We start from the raw sequence: 18,129 nt of genomic DNA on the forward strand, positions 1-18,129 counted from the left end.
GCGGTCGGCCGGTCGCGCGTTAGAGGATGTCCGACGCGTAGTCGGCGAGCCGCGAGCGTTCGCCGCGCGCGAGCGTAACGTGGCCGCTGTGGCCCCAACCCTTGAAGCGGTCGACGACGTAGGTCAGGCCCGAACTGCCTTCGGTCAGGTAAGGCGTGTCGATCTGCGCGATGTTGCCGAGGCACACGATCTTCGTGCCGGGGCCCGCACGCGTGACGAGCGTCTTCATCTGTTTCGGCGTGAGGTTCTGCGCTTCGTCGATGATCAGGTACTTGTCGACGAACGTACGCCCGCGCATGAAGTTCATGCTCTTCACCTTCAGGCGCGAACGGATCAGCTCCTGCGTCGCCGCGCGGCCCCATTCGCCGGCTGCGTCGTCGGTTTTCTGCAGCACTTCGAGGTTGTCGTCGAATGCGCCCATCCACGGCTGCATCTTCTCTTCCTCGGTACCGGGCAGGAAACCGATGTCCTCTCCGACGGGCACGGTCGCGCGCGTCACGATGATCTCGTTGTAGCGTTTGTCGTCGAGCACCTGCGCGAGGCCGGCCGCGAGCGCGACGAGCGTCTTGCCGGTGCCGGCCTGGCCGAGCAGCGTGACGAAGTCGATCTCGGGGTTCATCAGCAGGTTCAGCGCGAAGTTCTGCTCGCGGTTGCGCGCGGTGATGCCCCACACGTTGTTCTTGTGGTGGCTGTAGTCGCGCAGCGTCTGCAGCAGCGCCGTCTTCCCGTTCAGCTCGCGGACGATTGCATGGAACGTCGGTTCGCCGTTCTGCGGCTCGAGATAGACGAACTCGTTGACGAGCATCGACGCGACGAGCGGGCCCGTCACGCGGTAGTACGTGGTGCCCGTCTTCGTGTCCTGCCAGCTCTCCATGCCCTTCGCATGCCGGGTCCAGAAGTCCTGCGGCAGTTCGCGCACGCCGGTATAGAGGAGGTCCTTGTCCTCGAGTACCTGGTCGTTGAAGTAGTCTTCCGCGGGCAGGCCGAGCGCGTGCGCCTTGATCCGCATGTTGATGTCTTTCGACACCAGCACGACCTGACGGTCCGGCCGGTCGCGCTGCAGCGCGCGCACGACGCCCAGGATCTGGTTGTCGGCCTTGCCTTCCGGCAGGCCTTCGACGGGCGGAATGTTGGTGAGCGTCGTCTGGAAGTGCAGGCGGCCGAGCGCCTCGCGGCTGCCGAGGCGCGACAGCGGAATGCCGTTCGTGATCGGGCCCGCGTCGGCGACCAGCGCGTCGAGCGTGCGGCTCACCTGGCGCGCGTTGCGCGCGACTTCCGACATCCCCTTCTTGTGGTTGTCGAGTTCCTCGAGCGTCATCATCGGCAGATAGACGTCGTGTTCCTCGAAGCGGAAGAGGCTGCTCGGATCGTGCATCAGCACGTTGGTGTCGAGCACGAACAGCTTCTGCAGTTCGGCCTCGGCCGGCTTGCGGCTGCGCGACTTCGTCGCGGCGCCGGCATCGCGTGCGGGCGCCGCGGCCGGTTTCCCGGCGGCGGGCTTGTCGTGGCGTGCCTCGACCGGCGCGATGGGCGCAGCTTCGACCGGCGCCTGCATCGGCTGCAGCAGCGCCGCGGTCTGTTTGGTCTTGCGGCCGCGTGCCGGTGTGCTCGCGGCTTCTTGCGCCGACGACGCGACGGCGCGCAGCGGCGCGGCCGTGTTCGCGGCTTCGGTCATCGGTTGGGCCACGCTGGCCGGGCCATAGTCACCGGCTGTGGATGCGTCCCCTTCGGCGGATTTCTTCGCGGCTTTCGCGGGCCGCGCTTTCGCCTTGTATTCGTCGGGCGGCAGCAGGCTGCCGAGCTTGCTGGGGGGGGTAGGCAAAGGCATGGTGTCCCTCGGGAGGAATCGTGTCGCATGAAGTGCGCCGCTGATCGCATCCTGCGTGACGTACACGCATGCAGTTTGCGCGCGGTGGCGCACAGGAATATCGTCTAGCCGGTTCGCCTAAGTGTCGATCAGCTCCTTGACGGGGTGAGGGCCGGACCGAGGGCCGGCGCGCAGTCCATAAAAAAAGCCGCTGCCCCGTCGACAGGGACATGCGGCTCGGCTGATACCGTCGTAATGCGCGTCAGGTGCCGGAAAGCATCGCAACGGGCACCGGTGCAGCTACGAGAAATATGGGGCGAACTGGCATTCATTGCGGCCCAATATAACGCGGCTCAAAGCGCTTGTACAGCACTTAGCACGTCGTCCACGTGACCGGGCACCTTGATGCCGCGCCATGCCTGGCGAAGCACGCCGTCGGCGTCGATCAGGAACGTCGAACGCTCGATTCCGCGCACTTCCTTGCCATACATTTTCTTCATCTTGATGACATCGAACAGCGCGCACAGCGCTTCGTCGGCATCGGAGATCAGCGGGAACGGCAGTTCGAGCTTTGCCTTGAAGTTGTCATGCGAGCGCAGGCTGTCGCGCGACACGCCGATGACTTCGGCGCCGGCCTTCTTGAACTTCGGATAGAGATCGCGGAACTGCAGGCCTTCGGTCGTGCAGCCCGGCGTGTTGTCCTTCGGATAGAAATACAGGACGAGCTTCTTGCCCTTCAGGTCGGACAGCGAAATGTCGCCGCCCGTAGCCGGTGCGGTGAAATCGGGAACTTGACGGTCAACTTCGACGGACACGTGTTTCTCCTGTTGTTATGGAAAGGCGCCGCTCGGGCGGCGCGGTACGGCGGGACGTTGCGGCGGCACGCCGCAAGGGCGGGGCGGGCGGCGCCGGCGCGCGCGAACTCAGTCGGGCTGGACGATCAGTTCGCCGGAGCGGCCGGGAATCTCGCCCCACGTGACAGGGTACGATGGCAGCGAGTCGCGGTCCAGCGTCGCGTGGTAATCGCCCATCGTCGCAAACGTATGGCCCTGCGCGCGCCACCCGGCGAGCAGCTGCTCGAACACCGGCGCGAGCTTCTGGCCTTCCAGTTCCGCATGCAGCGTGAACACCTGGTCGTGCGGATTGGTCTCCGTGAACTTCAGGATATGCGCGGCGACGTTGTGCGTGTCGATGCCGTCGATGCCGAGCACTTCGTCGAGCGTCGGCAGCGTGGTCGGCATCTGCACGTGCGACAGCGTGCGGCCGCCGACCACGGGCAGGTACGGCGAATGGCCGCGACCGTCGGATGCGTAGCGCATCCCCCATGCGTCGATCTGCTCGAACGCCGCGTCGTTCATCTGCCAGCCGGCCGCGCCGTGCGTGACGGGCGGCGCGCCGAAGACGTCGACGAAGCGCGCGTGGCTCTTCTGCATTTCACGCGCGGTCCAGTCGCGATCGCGCACGCGCACGTTGTCCTGCCAGTACACGTGATCCCACGTGTGGATCCCGCATTCGAAGCCGGCCTCGTGGATCGCGCGCATGTCCGCGATCGCGCGGCGGCCGATGTCGGGGCCCGGCAGCAGCACGCCGTACATCAGCTGCTTCACGCCGTAATGCTCGACCACCGACGTGCGCGACACCTTCTTCAGGAAACCGGGGCGGAACACGCGCCGCAGCGCCCAGCCCGTGTGATCGGGCCCGAGGCTGAAGAGGAAGGTCGCGCGCGCACTGAAGCGGTCGAAGATGCGCGCGAGGTTCGGCACGCCTTCGCGCGTGCCGCGCAGCGTGTCGACGTCGATCTTGAGGACGATACGAGCCAAGCGAGCGTCCCGTCAGTTCTGCTGCTCGACCAGCGCGCGCGCGTCGGCGACATGGCCGCGATACGCTTCGAAGATCTTGCGCAGCGCGTCGTCGAACGTCGATTGCGGCGCCCATGCGAGCTCCTGCATCGTGTTGTCGATCTTCGGCACGCGGTTCTGCACGTCCTGGTAGCCGTTGCCGTAGTAGGCGCCCGACGTCGTTTCGACGAGCTGCACCTGCTTCGCGGAGCCGGCGTATTCCGGGTATTCGGCGGCCAGTTCGAGCATCTTGTGCGCGAGCTCGCGAACCGAGAAGTTGTTCTTCGGATTCCCGATGTTGTAGATCTTGCCCGACGCGACGCCGTTCTTGTTCTCGATGATCTTCATCAGCGCGCTGATGCCGTCGTCGATATCGGTGAACGCGCGCTTCTGCGAGCCGCCGTCGACGAGGCTGATGTTCTCGCCGCGCACGATGTGGCCGAGGAACTGCGTGACGACGCGCGAGCTGCCTTCCTTCGGCGTGTAGATCGAGTCGAGGCCCGGGCCGATCCAGTTGAACGGACGGAACAGCGTGAAGTTCAGGCCTTCCATCCCGTAGCCCCAGATCACGCGGTCCATCAGCTGCTTCGAGCACGCGTAGATCCAGCGCGGCTTGTTGATCGGGCCGTAGGTGAGTGCCGATGCATCCGGGTCGAACTGCTCGTCCGAGCACATGCCGTAGACCTCGGAGGTCGACGGGAACACGAGGTGCTTGCCGTACTTGACGGCCGAACGCACGATCGGCAGGTTCGCCTCGAAGTCGAGCTCGAACACGCGCAGCGGCTGCTGGACGTAGGTCGCGGGCGTCGCGATCGCCACGAGCGGCAGGATCACGTCGCACTTCTTCACGTGATACTCGACCCACTCCTTGTTGATCGTGATGTCGCCTTCGAAGAAGTGCATCCGCTCGTGGTTGACGAGGTCGCCCAGCCGATCGGTCTGCATGTCCATGCCGAACACTTCCCAATCGGTGGTTTCAAGAATGCGCTTCGACAGGTGATGGCCGATGAAGCCGTTCACACCCAGGATCAGGACTTTTTTTGCTTTCATGAATGACGGGAAGAATGAATGAACTGCGCGAATTCCACGGGCGTCACGACGGTTTCGCTGCCGTCGCGCTGCTGCCACAGCTCGAGAATGGATAGGGCGCGGCTGTCGCCGCAGACGCCGAATAGCGCATTATCGCTTACGTGCAGGCCGGGCGGCAAATCCGCCGCGGCCGCGGCGAGCGCGCTGCCGGGCGCCGCGAGGCGCGCGCGGGCGATCACGAACCGCGTGCCGCCGACGTCGGTGAACGCGCCCGGATACGGGGGCGCGACCGCGCGAACCAGGTTGTAGACCTGCGCGGCCGGCTTCGACCAGTCGACGCGGCCGTCCTCCGGCTTGCGTCCGCCGTAGTAGCTGCCGTTCGAGAGATCGTTCGGCAGATGCGGCGCATCGCCCGCGAGCAGCGCGGGCAGCACGCGCCAGAGCGTCTGCTCGGCGGCTACCGTCACCTTGTCGAACACCTGCGTGGCCGTGTCGTCCGGCAGGATCGGCACCGCGGTCTGGCCGATGATCGCGCCGGCGTCGGGCTTCGCGGCCATCTCGTGCAGCGTCGCGCCGGTTTCCGTTTCGCCGTTCAGCACGGCCCAGTTGGTCGGTACCCGACCCCGGTATTTCGGCAGCAGCGAACCGTGCATGTTGTACGCGCCGCGCGGCGCGATCGCGAGCAGGTCCACCGGCAGCATGTGGCGGTAGTAGAACGAGAAGATGAAGTCCGGCTGCGCGTCGGCCACCGCGCGGCGCAGTGCCGGATCGGCGGGGTCGGCCGGCGTGACGACCGGGATCCCGTGCTCGGCGGCGACGGATGCGACGCTGCCGAACCAGATGTTCTCGTTCGGATTGTCCTCGTGCGTGACGACGAGCGCGACGTCGACGCCGCGTGCCAGCAACACCTGCAGGCACCGCACGCCGACGTTGTGATACGCGAAGACGACGGCGCGCGGCTTCATTGCGACACCCCCGTGCGATTCGTGCCGGCCGGCACCGCCGGCATGCCGTCATGCTGTTCGAGCACGGCCTGGATCAGGTAGCGCGGCCGTGCACGCACCTGCTGGTAGATGCGACCGACGTATTCGCCGAGCAGGCCGAGCGCGAAGATGATCACGCCGAGCAGGAAGAACGTGATCGCGAACAGCGTGAACACGCCTTGCACTTCCGCGCCGACGATGAAACGACGCACGAGCAGCAGCACGAACAGCGCGGCGGAGCCGAGCGACAGGATCACGCCGATGAACGACAGCCACTGCAGCGGCACGACCGAGAAGCCCGTCACGAGGTCGAAGTTCAGCCGGATCAGGCTGTACAGCGAGTATTTCGACTCGCCCGCGAAGCGTTCTTCGTGCGCGACCTCGATTTCGGTCGGGTTCTGCGCGAACGTATAGGCCAGCGCGGGGATGAACGTGTTGACTTCGCCGCACACGTTGATCGTGTCGATGATGCGGCGGCTGTACGCGCGCAGCATGCAGCCCTGGTCGGTCATCTTGATCCGCGTGATGCGCTCGCGCAGCCGGTTCATCATCTGCGATGCCTTGCGCCGCCACAGGCTGTCCTGACGCTGCTTGCGGATCGAGCCGACGTAGTCGTAGCCCTCGCGCATCTTCGCGATCAGCTTGCCGATTTCCTCGGGCGGGTTCTGCAGGTCGGCGTCGAGCGTGATGACGATGTCGCCGCGCGACTGCGCGAAGCCGGCGAGGATCGCCATGTGCTGGCCGTAGTTGCCGTTGAGCAGCACGACGCGCGTCGTGTCGGGGCGCACGTGGAACTGGTCTGCCAGCATCGCGGCCGAGCGGTCGCGGCTGCCGTCGTTGATCAGGATCACTTCGTACGACGTGCCGAGTGCGTCGAGTGCCGGGTACAGGCGCGCGAACAGCGCGGCCAGGCCCTCTTCCTCGTTGTACACGGGGATGATGACCGATACCTCCGGGTTCGCGGCGCCCGGATGCCCGGCGCGTGCTTCAAGGTGATTCATGTACGCTTATTTTCCGTATTGTTCGCAAATCTGGTTGACGGCGTCGGCCACGCGACGCACGTCGTCTTCCGTCATCTGGGTGAAGAGCGGCAGCGTGACGGTCGATGCGCCGTATCGTTCGGCGTGGGGGAACATGCCCTCCTTGAAGCCGCGTGCACGATACAGCGTGAAAAGATGGATGGCCGGGTAGTGGACGCCCGTGCCGATCCCGCGTTCCTTCATCTGCGCCATGAAATCGGCGCGCGAGATCGACAGACGGTCGAGCGGCAGCGTGACCTGGAACATGTGCCAGTTGCTGTTCTCGAAATCGGCGACGGGCAGGCCGAGCCCCAGCTTCACGGCCGGGCCGCCGTCGAGCGCGGCGAAGTACGCGCGCACGAGAGCGCGGCGCTGCGCGGTGAAGCGCTCGAGGTGCGGCAGTTGGCCGAGGCCGACGCGCGCGGCGACGTCGGTCAGGTTGTACTTGCCGCCGAGCACGTCGCAGTCCATTCCGTCGAAGCCGGTGCGCGTGATGCCCTGCAGGCGGTACTTCTGCGCGAGCGTCGCCTCGTCCTCGTTGTTCAGCACGAGCGCGCCGCCTTCGATCGTCGTCAGGTTCTTGTTCGCGTGGAAGCTGAACGACACGATGTCGCCGATCGCGCCGATGCGCTTGCCTTTCCAGGTCGAGCCGAGCGCCTGCGCGGCGTCCTCGATCACGCGCAGGTTGTGCGCGCGCGCGATTGCGTACAGGCGGTCCATGTCGACCGGCAGGCCGGCCAGGTAGACCGGGATGATCGCCTTCGTGCGCGGCGTGATCGCCTGCTCGAGCTTGTCGAGGTCGATGTTGCGCGTGACGGGATCGATGTCGGCGAATACGGGCGTCGCGCCCGTCTCGAGGACCACGTTGCTGGTCGACACCCACGACGCCGGCGTCGTGATCACCTCGTCGCCGGGGCCGACGCCCGCGATGCGCAGGCCGATCTCGAGCGTGCAGGTGCCCGAATTGAACGCGCGGACCGGACGGCCGCCGCAGTATTCGGACAGCGCTGCCTCGAATTTCTGGCTTTGCGGGCCGGTGGTGATCCAGCCCGAGCGCAGCACTTCGACGACACCCTGGATGGTTTCCTCGTCGATCTCGGGGCGGGTGAACGGCAGGAACGGAGCGGTAGTCTGGCTCATGAACGCTTGTGGCCTGTAATGGCTGGTAATAAAGGGGTCGGGCGATCCGGCCCGAAACCGGCATTAAACACCGGTTGCCGGATTCGTACCGTGATTTTTTGTAGGCGGACGCTTAATGCCGCCGGGCCGGGCGCGCTCAACTGCGCGCGAGCACGAGCACGCCGATCAGGATGATGCCGATGCCGACGAGCCGCTGGACCGACAGCACCTCGCCGAACAGGTACCAGGCGGCAAACGCGTTGACCACGTAGCCGAGCGACAGCATCGGGTACGCGATCGACACGTCGACCCGCGACAGCCCGAGAATCCAGACGACCACGCTCAGCACGTAGCAGCCGAGGCCGCCGATGATCGGCAGCTGGGTCGCGATCTTCAGGCCGACCGGGATGATGTTCGCACGGCTGAATTCGAAGTGTCCAACGGCGTTGACGCCGGCTTTCAGCAGGAGTTGCGCACAGGCGTTGAGCATCACGCCGGTGATGATGCAGACGAACGAAACGGGATTCATGCGGCGGGCGTCCTTACGATTGCGGTTTCTCGACGATCACGCGGCGGTTGTCGCGCGCGATCACGCGCATCGGCACGCCTTGCTTGACCAGCGTGTCGTACTGGCCGGGGGGCATGATCGCGAGCGCATGGGTTTCCTGCTTCCAGCGTTCGATCCATTGGTCGACGGTCGGGATCCACTTGTTCGGCTCGACCGAGATCCCGAATGCGAGTTCGTCCTGGCGCTGGACCATGATCGTCGTGTGGCCCATATAGAACGGGAACGTGTGATCGAGCATCTCGATCGAGTAGAACGGCGTGTCGGGCGGCAGCTTCGCCAGTTCGGCGCGCACGGCGGGCGCGAGCAGCGCGCCCGAGCTGTAGCGCCCGAATTCGTCGTGACCGGTGCCGCCGATCGTGCCGAACGCGAGCCACGCGGCGCCGAACGCGGTGATCGCGGCCGCGACGCCCACGCGACGGTTCAGCCAGGCGGCCGCCAGCGTCAGCGCGCCCGCGACCGCGAGGCCCGCGTACAGCCATAGCTGGAACGCGCGGTACAGCGCGTTCGGCGTGCGTGCGTCGCCCTGATACGCGAGGAAGATGATCCCGAATGCCGCGACGACGAAGAACACGAGGTAGCCGAGCAGGTGACGGCGGAACCGGTCGGCGCTCATCAGCGGCAGGTACGCGCCGATCATCAGCGCGAGCGCGGGCGCGACCGGCAGCACGTACGAGATCAGCTTCGAATGCGATGCGCTGAAGAACAGGAAGATGAACGCGCTCCAGATCAGCAGCACGAGCATCGGGGAGAAGCCGTTCGGCTGACGCGGCATGCGCAGTGCATGGCGGAGGCTCTGCCACGCGACCGACAGCCACGGCAGGAAGCCGACCAGCAGCACCGGCACGAAATAGTAGAGCGGGCCCGGGCGGTTCTGTTCCGGGGTCAGGTACCGGCGGAACTGCTGGACGATGAAGAAGAAGTTGAAGAACTCGGGGTTGCGCTGCTGGACGAGCACGAACCACGGCGTGACGATCGCGAAGAAGATCACGAGGCCGCTGACCAGATACAGCCGCTTCCACAGCGCCCAGTCGCGGGCGATCAGCGTATAGAGCACCAGCACGGCGCCGGGCAGGATCAGGCCGACGAGGCCCTTGGACAGCACGGCGAACGCCATCGCGGCCCAGCACGCCCACATCCAGCCGCGCGCCGCGCCCGCCGGAAGCCCGGGCCGCTGCGCGAGCAGCAGCGAGCAGAGCGACAGCGTCATCCAGAACGCGAGCCCCATGTCGAGCGCGTTGAAGTGGCCCATCAGGTTCCAGTACGGCGAGCACGCGAGCACCACGGCCGCGAGGAAGCCGGACAGCGGGTTGAACAGGCGCGCGCCCGTGAAGCCGACCAGCAGCACGCCGGCGAAGCTGGCGAGGCCCGTGTAGAGGCGCGCCTGCCATTCGCCGATGCCGAACCACGCGAACGTCAGCGCGTTCAGCCAGGTTTGCAGCGGCGGCTTCTCGAAGTACTTGTAGCCGTTGTAGCGCGGCGTGATCCAGTCGCCGGTGACGAACATTTCCCGCGCCATTTCCGCGTAGCGGCCTTCGTCGCTCGGGATCAGGTGGCGCAGCCCGAGCGGCGCGAACCAGACGATCGCGAGCGCGACGAGCAGGAGGACGAGCGTGATGCGGTTGAGCGGTAGCCTCGACGGCGTATCGTTCATGGATTTTCAGCCTGTTGGTTGTTGTGAGAGCCGCCGGCGGGTTGCGCCGGGGCGGTCGGCTTGCCGGTCATCGACCCGGACGACGATCCGGGGATCGACCCGGTGTGCCGGCCCGAGTTTTACCGCAACAGTGATTAACGTTCAATTAAGAGCGCGGCGGCGACCTTGCGGCCCTCGGCCATCAGGATGTTGTAGGTGCGGCAGGCGGCCTGGAAATCCATCGTCTCGACGCCGATCCGCTGGGCCGTGAGCGCGGCCACGAGGCGCGGGTGCGGGAAGCGTAGCCGCGCGCCGCTGCCGAAGATCACGAGCTCGGGCGCCGGGTCGAGCAGCATCGCGAAATGCTCGGGCGCGAGCGCGTCGAACGACGACACGGGCCAGTCCCGCACCGGTGCGCCGGGCAGCACGATGACGCTTCCTTCGTGGCGTTGGAGGTTGACGTCGACATAATCGGGGCCGTAGCCGGTGACGGTATTGAGCGCGCCGCTCGTGTCCTGGTGCAGTTTCAAATCGGTATTCCGCGGTTCCGTGGAGGGAGTGTCTGGCAAGGGCCGCACGGGCCCGGGCGGCCGGTTTCGCGACCGCCGCGCGCGGGACGCCTGACGGCGCGGGCCCGGAGCGGCCATGGTGCATTGCGAAAGTCGGCCAAAATCCGCTAAATTATAACTTTTTGGTCGCCCCCGGGCGCCACTTGCATCGTGCGTTGCCACAAGCCGCGTCCGACCGCCCGCATTTTCCCCAGTCTAGACAGCGCGCACAGACCGGCCGCTCTCCAGTTTTGATCCCGTCCCCCGGCCGCAAGGCCAACCCAGGAACCGTGTCGTCGTGAAACCGATTCAGAAGTCGAACAAGCTGCTCAACGTCTGCTACGACATCCGTGGCCCGGTGCTCGAGCACGCGAAGCGCCTCGAGGAAGAAGGCCACCGCATCATCAAGCTGAACATCGGCAACCTCGCGCCGTTCGGTTTCGACGCGCCGGACGAAATCATCCAGGACATGATCCGCAACCTGCCGGCGTCGTCCGGCTATTCGGATTCGAAGGGCGTGTTCTCGGCCCGCAAGGCCGTGATGCACTACACGCAGCAAAAGGGCGTCGTCGGTGTCGGCCTCGACGACATCTACATCGGCAACGGCGCGTCCGAGCTGATCGTGATGGCGACCCAGGCGCTCCTGAACGACGGCGACGAAGTGCTGCTGCCGGCGCCCGACTACCCGCTGTGGACGGCCGCCGTGAGCCTGTCGGGCGGCACGCCCGTGCATTACGTGTGCGACGAGCAGAACGCGTGGATGCCCGACCTCGACGACATCCGCAGCAAGATCACGCCGAACACCAAGGCGATCGTCGTGATCAACCCGAACAACCCGACCGGCGCGCTTTATTCCGACGAATTGCTGCGCGATCTGCTCGAGATCGCGCGCCAGCACGGGCTGATCGTGTTCGCCGACGAGGTCTACGACAAGATCGTCTACGACGGTCTCGAGCACACGGCGCTGGGCTCGCTGTCGGAAGACGTGATCACCGTCACGTTCAACAGCCTGTCGAAGAGCTATCGCTCGTGCGGCTATCGCGCGGGCTGGATGGCCGTGTCGGGCCTCGGCGGCGATAACCGCCGGCGCGCGAAGGATTATCTGGAAGGGCTCGGGATCCTGTCGTCGATGCGCCTGTGCGCGAACGTGCCCGGGCAGTTCGCGATCCAGACCGCGCTCGGCGGCTACCAGAGCATCAAGGAGCTGATCGTGCCGAGCGGGCGCCTGTACAAGCAGCGCGAGCTGGCGTACGACATGCTCACGTCGATTCCGGGCGTGACCTGCGTGAAGCCGCAGGCCGCGCTGTACATGTTCCCGCGCCTCGATCCGAAGCTCTATCCGATCCAGAACGACCAGCAGTTCATCCTCGACCTGTTGCTCGAGGAACGCGTGCTGCTCGTGCAGGGGACGGGCTTCAACTGGGCGGCGCCGGATCACTTCCGCGTGGTCTTCCTGCCGAACCTCGACGACCTGACCGATTCGATCAACCGGATCGCGCGCTTCCTCGACGGCTACCGCAAGCGCCATTCGGTCTGAGCGGACAAGGTCCCCGGCATTCATTCATTCTTACTCATCGATCACACGCAGCATGGAACCGATCAAAGTTGGCCTGTTGGGCTTCGGCACCGTCGGCAGCGGCACCTTCACGGTGCTGCACCGCAACCAGGAAGAAATCAAGCGACGCGCGGGGCGCGGCATCGAGGTCGCGCGCATCGCGGTGCGCAACCCGGCCAAGGCGCAGGCCGCGCTCGGCGGTAACGCCGGCGCCGCGCAGATCACCGACGATTTCAACGCGGTCGTCGACGATCCGTCGATTTCGATCATCGCCGAGATGATCGGCGGCACGGGCATCGCGCGCGAGCTCGTGCTGCGCGCGATCGCGAACGGCAAGCACGTCGTGACGGCGAACAAGGCGCTGCTCGCGGTGCACGGCACCGAGATCTTCGAGGCCGCGCGCGAAAAGGGCGTGATGGTCGCGTTCGAGGCGGCCGTCGCCGGCGGCATTCCGATCATCAAGGCGCTGCGCGAAGGCCTGACCGCGAACCGCATCCAGTACATCGCCGGCATCATCAACGGCACGACGAACTACATCCTGTCGGAAATGCGCGACCGCGGCCTCGACTTCGCGACCGCGCTGAAGGCCGCGCAGGAGCTCGGTTACGCGGAAGCCGATCCGACCTTCGACATCGAAGGCGTCGACGCCGCGCACAAGGCGACCATCATGAGCGCGATCGCGTTCGGCGTGCCGGTCCAGTTCGACCGCGCGTACGTCGAAGGCATCAGCAAGCTCGACGCGACCGACATCCGCTACGCGGAAGAGCTCGGCTACCGGATCAAGCTGCTCGGCATCACGCGCCGCGCCGAAAACGGCATCGAGCTGCGCGTGCATCCGACGCTGATTCCCGAGAAGCGCCTGCTCGCGAACGTCGAGGGTGCGATGAACGCGGTCGTCGTGCACGGCGACGCGGTCGGCACGACGCTGTATTACGGCAAGGGCGCGGGCGCGGAACCGACCGCGTCGGCGGTCGTCGCGGATCTCGTCGACGTCACGCGCCTGCACACGGCCGACCCCGAGCATCGCGTCCCGCATCTCGCGTTCCAGCCGGACAGCCTGTCGAACACGCCGATCCTGCCGATCGAGGAAGTGACGAGCGGCTACTACCTGCGCCTGCGCGTGGCCGACCAGACGGGCGTGCTCGCGGACATCACGCGCATCCTCGCCGCGACGGGCATCTCGATCGACGCGCTGCTGCAGAAGGAATCGGAGCAGGTCGACGACGCGAACGGCGAAACCGACATCATCCTGATCACGCACGAGACGCTGGAGAAGCACGTGAACGCGGCGATCGCGCAGATCGAAGGCCTCGCGACGGTGGTCTCGAAGGTGACGAAGCTGCGCATGGAAGCGCTGAACTGAGGACCAGGAACGACATGAACTACATCTCCACGCGCGGCGCCGGCATCGGCGAGCGCCACACGTTCTCCGACATCCTGCTCGGCGGTCTCGCGAAGGACGGCGGGCTGTACCTGCCGGCCGAGTATCCGAAGGTGTCGGCCGACGAACTGGCCCGCTGGCGCACGCTGCCGTACGCGGATCTCGCGTTCGAGATCCTGTCGAAGTTCTGCGACGACGTGCCGGCCGACGACCTGCGCGCGATCACGCGCCGCACGTACACGGCCGCCGTGTACAGCAACACGCGCCACGGCGAGAACGCGTCCGACATCACGCCGCTGAAGACGCTCGGCACCGAGAACGGCGCGCCGGTCTCGCTGCTCGAACTGTCGAACGGCCCGACGCTCGCGTTCAAGGACATGGCGATGCAGCTGCTCGGCAACCTGTTCGAGTACACGCTCGCGAAGCACGGCGAAGCGCTGAACATCCTCGGCGCGACGTCGGGCGACACGGGCAGCGCGGCCGAATACGCGATGCGCGGCAAGGCCGGCGTGCGCGTGTTCATGCTGTCGCCGCACAAGAAGATGAGCGCGTTCCAGACCGCCCAGATGTTCAGCCTGCAGGATCCGAACATCTTCAACCTCGCGGTCGAAGGCGTGTTCGACGACTGCCAGGACATCGTGAAGGCCGTGTCGAACGATCACACGTTCAAGGCGCAGCAGAAGATCGGCACCGTCAACTCGATCAACTGGGCGCGCGTCGTCGCGCAGGTCGTGTACTACTTCAAGGGCTATTTCGCGGCGACGACGTCCAACGACGAGCGCGTGTCGTTCACGGTGCCGTCGGGCAACTTCGGCAACGTCTGCGCGGGTCACATCGCGCGGATGATGGGCCTGCCGATCGCGAAGCTCGTGGTCGCGACCAACGAGAACGACGTGCTCGACGAGTTCTTCCGCACCGGCGCATATCGCGTGCGCAGCGCGGAAAACACGTATCACACGAGCAGCCCGAGCATGGACATCTCGAAGGCGTCGAACTTCGAGCGCTTCGTGTTCGACCTGCTCGGCCGCGATCCGGCACGCGTGATGCAGCTGTTCCGCGACGTCGAGGAGAAGGGCGGTTTCGATCTCGCGGCGAGCGGCGACTTCGCGCGCGTCGCCGAGTTCGGCTTCGTGTCGGGTCGCAGCAGCCACACGGACCGCATCGCGACGATCCGCGACGTGTTCTCGCGCTACGACACGATGATCGATACGCACACGGCCGACGGCGTGAAGGTCGCGCGCGAGCACCTCGACGCGGGCGTGCCGATGATCGTGCTCGAGACGGCCCAGCCGATCAAGTTCGGCGAGACGATCCGTGAGGCGCTCGATCGCGAGGCCGAGCGGCCGGCCGCATTCGACGGGCTCGAGGCGCTGCCGCAGCGTTTCGAGGTCGTGAAGGCCGATGCGCAGCAGGTGAAGGACTTCATCGCCGCGCATACGGGCGCATAACGTAGCACCCGGGGCAGCGCCGGGCCGCGGGGTCGCAAGCCCGGCGGCGCAGGACGGCCGGAATGCCGATTCGTCGCACGGATCGGGGTTCCGGCCGTTTCGTTTGCTGGCGGCCGCGCGCGGGCGCGTTGCCGCATGGCGCGCGAAACGAGTGCCGGGGCAGCGCGTTCGCGCCGATCACAGTTGCCGCATGTCCGGCATATCGCACGTGGGCGCGATGGCGTCGCTACAATGACGTATTGATTCCAACGATCCCCGATTCCATCGATGTCGAACCCGAATCCCGCGGCGCCGCGCGCGCCGATGCTGTCGACCGCCGAAGCGCTCGCCGCGCTGCTCGAAGCCGCGAAGCCGCTGCCCGGCGCCGAAACCGTCGCCACGCTCGACGGTCTCGGCCGTGTGCTGGCGGCCGACGTGAGCTCGCCGCTCGACGTGCCGCCGATGCATACGAGCGCGATGGACGGCTATGCGGTGCGCGTCGCTGACCTGCTGCACGGCGAGCGGCGCCTGCCGGTGTCGCAGCGGATCCCGGCCGGCCACCCGGCCGCGCCGCTCGCGGCGGGCACGGCCGCGCGGATCTTCACCGGCGCGACGGTGCCGCCCGGCGCCGACGCCGTCGTGATGCAGGAGCAGACGTCGGCCGACGGCGATGCGGTCGAAATCCTCCACACGCCGAAGGCCGGTGAATGGATCACAGCGCAGGGCGCGGACATCCGCCAGGGTTCGGTGATCCTGCCGGCCGGGACGCGGCTCACGCCGCAGGCGCTCGGGCTGGCCGCGTCGGTCGGCTGTGCGCAGCTGTCGGTCGCGCGGCGGATTCGCGTCGCGGTGTTCTTCACCGGCGACGAACTGACGATGCCGGGCGAGCCGCTGAAACCCGGCGCGATCTACAATTCGAACCGCTTCACGCTGCGCGGGCTGCTTGAGCGGCTCGGCTGCCACGTGACCGACTTCGGGATCGTGCCCGACTCGCTCGCCGCGACCCGCGACACGCTGCGCGAGGCCGCGCGCGATCACGACGTGATCCTGACGAGCGGCGGCGTATCGGTCGGCGACGAGGATCACGTGAAGCCGGCCGTCGAGGCCGAAGGGCGGCTCGCGCTGTGGCAGATCGCGATGAAGCCGGGCAAGCCGCTCGCGTTCGGCGCGGTGCGCCGCGGCGACGCGCGTCCCGACGCGCATTTCATCGGGCTGCCGGGCAATCCCGTGTCGAGCTTCGTCACGTTCCTGCTGTTCGTGCGGCCGTTCCTGCTGCGCCTGTCCGGCGTGCGCGACGTCGCGCCGCGTGCGCTGTCGCTGCGCGCGGACTTCTCGCAAAGCAAGGGCGATCGGCGCAACGAATTCCTGCGCGCGCGCGTCAACGCGGCCGGCGGCCTCGACCTGTTCCCGAACCAGAGCTCGGCGGTGCTGACGTCGACGGTCTGGGGCGACGGCCTGATCGACAATCCGCCGCAGCATGCGATCAGCGCGGGCGAGACCGTGCGTTTCATTCCGTTTTCCGAACTGCTGTCGTAACGCGACGGCTTCCTGACCCATGAAGATTCAACTGAAATTCTTTGCAAGCGTGCGCGAGGCGCTGGGCGTGTCCGACGAACAGGCTGACGTGCCGGACGGCGTGACGACCGTCGGCGACGTGCGCGCATGGCTGCGCCTGCGCGGCGGCGCGTGGGCCGAGACGCTCGCCGAAGGGCGCGCGTTGCGCATGGCATGCAATCACGAGATGACCGACCCCGATACGCGGCTCACCGACGGTTGCGAGGTCGCGTTTTTTCCGCCCGTGACGGGCGGTTGAGCTTTGCATGGGACCAGAGTAGAGCGCTAAAGCGCTAACTCTGGTCGACCGCGAAGCATGGGACCAGAGTAGAGCGCTAAAGCGCTAACTCTGGTCGACAGAGGCAGACGATGGCTACGGTACGAGTACAGACTAACGATTTCGACCTGAACGCCGAGGTGGCGGCGCTGCGCGCGCGCAACCCGAAGATCGGCGCGGTCGCCTGCTTCGTCGGCACCGTGCGCGACCTGAACGAAGGCGATTCGGTCGCCGCGATGGAACTCGAGCACTATCCGGGGATGACCGAGAAGGCGCTCGAGAAGATCGCCGCCGAGGCCGCCCGGCGATGGCCCGGGATCGACGTCGCGATCGTGCATCGCGTCGGCCGGCTGCTGCCGCTCGACCAGATCGTGTTGGTCGCGACGGTCGCATCGCATCGCGGCGACGCGTTCGCGTCGTGCGAGTTCGTGATGGACTACCTGAAGACCGAGGCGCCGTTCTGGAAAAAGGAAACGACGCCGGACGGCGAGCGCTGGGTCGACGCCCGCAGCACCGACGATGCGGCGCTCGCGCGCTGGGGCGTCGAATCGGGCAACACGCCGCGTTGAGCGCGGCGTTCGTGTCGTGCGGCGACGTGCCGCAGGCACTCAAGCGCTCCGGCGCTGCGAATCGTCGTGTCAGGCGTCCGGATCGGTTCCGCGCCCGATGATCTTCGTCGGAAACGGCTCGCCGCGGGCGCGTGACGGCAGCGCATGCGGATCGTCGCCCGTGTCGCGACGGCGTGGCGCGATCGCGTCGAGCAGCGCCTGCTGCTCGGGCGGAATCTGATAATCCCAGCCGAAGCGGCTCAACTGCAGGCTCTGCGCGATGCGCAGCGCGGGCTCCATGAAACGGATGGCCGCAGGCGGCGTGTAGCGCCCCTCGACGGTCTTCAGGAACAGCGACAGCCAGCGGCTGAAATGCGCGGGCTCGATCCCGTCGAGTGGCTGGTGCGCCTGCTGCACGTTGCCGCGATAGCCCTTGGTGCCGAGCACGAGGCTCGACCAGAAGCTCACCATCTTCGGCAGATGGTCGTCCCAGCGGCCGTCCAGCTTCGCGTCGAACACGGGGCCGAGCAGCGGATCGGCGCGCACGCGCTCGTAGAACGCGTACACGAGGTCGCGGATGTTGTCTTCGGTCGGTTCGGCGTCGCGAGGGCGGGCCGGGGCGGTTTCGGGCGAGGCGGGCAGGGCGGTCATGGCAAAAAGGGCCGGGAAATCAGGGCGTCAGCGTCGTGTCGGCGGAACGGCAGCGTGGGCAACGCGCAGGACGCCGACAGAATTTTCACGCAAAATAGCGTCCACCGATGCCTGAAAAATGCGTAGGTGCCATGCATCTTATTGCGCGCCGGCCGTCCCGGCAACCCGGCGCCGTCAAGCGGCCTCGAGAACCGT

Annotated in this window: 17 protein-coding genes and 1 pseudogene; 7 read left to right on the forward strand and 11 right to left on the reverse strand. The window is 66.6% G+C overall.

The genetic code is table 11. The annotated features are described in order from the left end of the window. Positions 1 to 19: 19 nt before the first annotated feature. Positions 20 to 1,828: a PhoH family protein gene (locus tag WS49_RS15020; RefSeq protein ID WP_059529806.1), complete on the reverse strand. Its 1,809-nt coding sequence runs from the start codon at positions 1,826 to 1,828 to the stop codon at positions 20 to 22. Between WS49_RS15020 and WS49_RS36495 the strand changes: the two are divergent. After that, positions 1,724 to 1,968, forward strand: a pseudogene (locus tag WS49_RS36495) (hypothetical protein); the annotation flags it as partial. The gene WS49_RS15020 and the pseudogene WS49_RS36495 sit on opposite strands and share 105 nt — an antisense overlap. Before the next feature lie 192 nt (positions 1,969 to 2,160). On the opposite strand, the gene WS49_RS15025 reads toward WS49_RS36495, so the two are convergent. The 9 genes from WS49_RS15025 to WS49_RS15065 all read right to left on the reverse strand — a co-directional run bounded on the left by WS49_RS15025 (position 2,161) and on the right by WS49_RS15065 (position 10,523). After that, the gene (locus tag WS49_RS15025) at positions 2,161 to 2,622 is read right to left on the reverse strand and encodes a peroxiredoxin (RefSeq protein WP_006756046.1); all 462 of its coding nucleotides are present in this window, start codon (positions 2,620 to 2,622) and stop codon (positions 2,161 to 2,163) included. Between the two features lie 108 nt (positions 2,623 to 2,730). Beyond that, the gene (locus WS49_RS15030; RefSeq protein ID WP_059529808.1) at positions 2,731 to 3,627 is read right to left on the reverse strand and encodes a polysaccharide deacetylase family protein; all 897 of its coding nucleotides are present in this window, start codon (positions 3,625 to 3,627) and stop codon (positions 2,731 to 2,733) included. 12 nt (positions 3,628 to 3,639) lie between these two features. Next, positions 3,640 to 4,695, reverse strand: coding sequence for a bifunctional UDP-4-keto-pentose/UDP-xylose synthase (locus tag WS49_RS15035; RefSeq protein WP_059529811.1), 1,056 nt, complete (start codon positions 4,693 to 4,695; stop codon positions 3,640 to 3,642). Next, positions 4,692 to 5,639, reverse strand: coding sequence for a formyltransferase (locus WS49_RS15040; RefSeq protein ID WP_059529815.1), 948 nt, complete (start codon positions 5,637 to 5,639; stop codon positions 4,692 to 4,694). The genes WS49_RS15035 and WS49_RS15040 overlap by 4 nt, the downstream gene beginning before the upstream one ends. Beyond that, on the reverse strand, positions 5,636 to 6,658 hold the full coding sequence (locus tag WS49_RS15045; RefSeq protein ID WP_059529818.1) for a glycosyltransferase: 1,023 nt from the start codon (positions 6,656 to 6,658) through the stop codon (positions 5,636 to 5,638). The genes WS49_RS15040 and WS49_RS15045 overlap by 4 nt, the downstream gene beginning before the upstream one ends. Positions 6,659 to 6,664: 6 nt before the next feature. Then, the gene (locus WS49_RS15050; RefSeq protein WP_059529822.1) at positions 6,665 to 7,816 is read right to left on the reverse strand and encodes a DegT/DnrJ/EryC1/StrS family aminotransferase; all 1,152 of its coding nucleotides are present in this window, start codon (positions 7,814 to 7,816) and stop codon (positions 6,665 to 6,667) included. Positions 7,817 to 7,952: 136 nt separating this feature from the next. Then, positions 7,953 to 8,324: an EamA family transporter gene (locus tag WS49_RS15055; protein WP_014896865.1), complete on the reverse strand. Its 372-nt coding sequence runs from the start codon at positions 8,322 to 8,324 to the stop codon at positions 7,953 to 7,955. A 13-nt stretch (positions 8,325 to 8,337) separates the two neighbouring features. Beyond that, the gene (locus WS49_RS15060; protein WP_059529825.1) at positions 8,338 to 10,014 is read right to left on the reverse strand and encodes a glycosyltransferase family 39 protein; all 1,677 of its coding nucleotides are present in this window, start codon (positions 10,012 to 10,014) and stop codon (positions 8,338 to 8,340) included. A 134-nt stretch (positions 10,015 to 10,148) separates the two neighbouring features. Continuing rightward, positions 10,149 to 10,523 (reverse strand): Mth938-like domain-containing protein, encoded by a 375-nt coding sequence (locus WS49_RS15065; RefSeq protein WP_059529828.1) that lies wholly within the window; start codon positions 10,521 to 10,523, stop codon positions 10,149 to 10,151. Positions 10,524 to 10,839: 316 nt separating this feature from the next. Between WS49_RS15065 and WS49_RS15070 the strand changes: the two genes are divergently transcribed. From WS49_RS15070 to WS49_RS15095, 6 genes are all read left to right on the forward strand, one after another. Then, on the forward strand, positions 10,840 to 12,078 hold the full coding sequence (locus WS49_RS15070; RefSeq protein ID WP_059529831.1) for a pyridoxal phosphate-dependent aminotransferase: 1,239 nt from the start codon (positions 10,840 to 10,842) through the stop codon (positions 12,076 to 12,078). Positions 12,079 to 12,130: 52 nt separating this feature from the next. Continuing rightward, positions 12,131 to 13,459, forward strand: a complete 1,329-nt coding sequence (locus WS49_RS15075) for a homoserine dehydrogenase (protein WP_059529834.1) — start codon at positions 12,131 to 12,133, stop codon at positions 13,457 to 13,459. A 14-nt stretch (positions 13,460 to 13,473) separates the two neighbouring features. Next, entirely contained in the window at positions 13,474 to 14,925 is a 1,452-nt protein-coding gene (gene thrC / locus WS49_RS15080; protein ID WP_059529837.1) for a threonine synthase, read from the forward strand. A gap of 267 nt (positions 14,926 to 15,192) precedes the next feature. Further along, complete coding sequence (locus WS49_RS15085) at positions 15,193 to 16,440, forward strand: molybdopterin molybdotransferase MoeA (RefSeq protein ID WP_059529840.1); 1,248 nt, start codon at positions 15,193 to 15,195, stop codon at positions 16,438 to 16,440. A 19-nt stretch (positions 16,441 to 16,459) separates the two neighbouring features. After that, positions 16,460 to 16,717 carry a molybdopterin converting factor subunit 1 gene (moaD, locus tag WS49_RS15090; protein ID WP_006758354.1) on the forward strand — a complete coding sequence of 86 codons (258 nt, stop codon included), beginning with the start codon at positions 16,460 to 16,462 and terminating at the stop codon, positions 16,715 to 16,717. A 110-nt stretch (positions 16,718 to 16,827) separates the two neighbouring features. Continuing rightward, complete coding sequence (locus tag WS49_RS15095; RefSeq protein ID WP_059529842.1) at positions 16,828 to 17,304, forward strand: molybdenum cofactor biosynthesis protein MoaE; 477 nt, start codon at positions 16,828 to 16,830, stop codon at positions 17,302 to 17,304. A gap of 69 nt (positions 17,305 to 17,373) precedes the next feature. Here the strand turns inward: WS49_RS15095 and WS49_RS15100 are convergent, their stop codons facing one another. Continuing rightward, positions 17,374 to 17,934: a group III truncated hemoglobin gene (locus WS49_RS15100; RefSeq protein ID WP_059529846.1), complete on the reverse strand. Its 561-nt coding sequence runs from the start codon at positions 17,932 to 17,934 to the stop codon at positions 17,374 to 17,376. Between the last annotated feature and the right edge of the window lie 195 nt (positions 17,935 to 18,129).

Source organism: Burkholderia sp. RF7-non_BP4 (assembly GCF_001521935.1).
Classification (GTDB): Bacteria; Pseudomonadota; Gammaproteobacteria; order Burkholderiales; family Burkholderiaceae; genus Burkholderia; species Burkholderia diffusa.

Excerpts from the sequence above, each read along its gene's own strand:
- WS49_RS15020 (WP_059529806.1), bottom strand. The coding sequence starts at position 1,828 with ATGCCTTTGCCTACCCCCCCCAGCAAGCTCGGCAGCCTGCTGCCGCCC.
- WS49_RS15035 (WP_059529811.1), bottom strand. The coding sequence starts at position 4,695 with ATGAAAGCAAAAAAAGTCCTGATCCTGGGTGTGAACGGCTTCATCGGC.
- WS49_RS15040 (WP_059529815.1), bottom strand. The coding sequence starts at position 5,639 with ATGAAGCCGCGCGCCGTCGTCTTCGCGTATCACAACGTCGGCGTGCGG.
- WS49_RS15045 (WP_059529818.1), bottom strand. The coding sequence starts at position 6,658 with ATGAATCACCTTGAAGCACGCGCCGGGCATCCGGGCGCCGCGAACCCG.
- WS49_RS15050 (WP_059529822.1), bottom strand. The coding sequence starts at position 7,816 with ATGAGCCAGACTACCGCTCCGTTCCTGCCGTTCACCCGCCCCGAGATC.
- WS49_RS15055 (WP_014896865.1), bottom strand. The coding sequence starts at position 8,324 with ATGAATCCCGTTTCGTTCGTCTGCATCATCACCGGCGTGATGCTCAAC.
- WS49_RS15060 (WP_059529825.1), bottom strand. The coding sequence starts at position 10,014 with ATGAACGATACGCCGTCGAGGCTACCGCTCAACCGCATCACGCTCGTC.
- WS49_RS15075 (WP_059529834.1), top strand. The coding sequence starts at position 12,131 with ATGGAACCGATCAAAGTTGGCCTGTTGGGCTTCGGCACCGTCGGCAGC.
- thrC (WP_059529837.1), top strand. The coding sequence starts at position 13,474 with ATGAACTACATCTCCACGCGCGGCGCCGGCATCGGCGAGCGCCACACG.
- WS49_RS15085 (WP_059529840.1), top strand. The coding sequence starts at position 15,193 with ATGTCGAACCCGAATCCCGCGGCGCCGCGCGCGCCGATGCTGTCGACC.
- moaD (WP_006758354.1), top strand. The coding sequence starts at position 16,460 with ATGAAGATTCAACTGAAATTCTTTGCAAGCGTGCGCGAGGCGCTGGGC.
- WS49_RS15095 (WP_059529842.1), top strand. The coding sequence starts at position 16,828 with ATGGCTACGGTACGAGTACAGACTAACGATTTCGACCTGAACGCCGAG.
- WS49_RS15100 (WP_059529846.1), bottom strand. The coding sequence starts at position 17,934 with ATGACCGCCCTGCCCGCCTCGCCCGAAACCGCCCCGGCCCGCCCTCGC.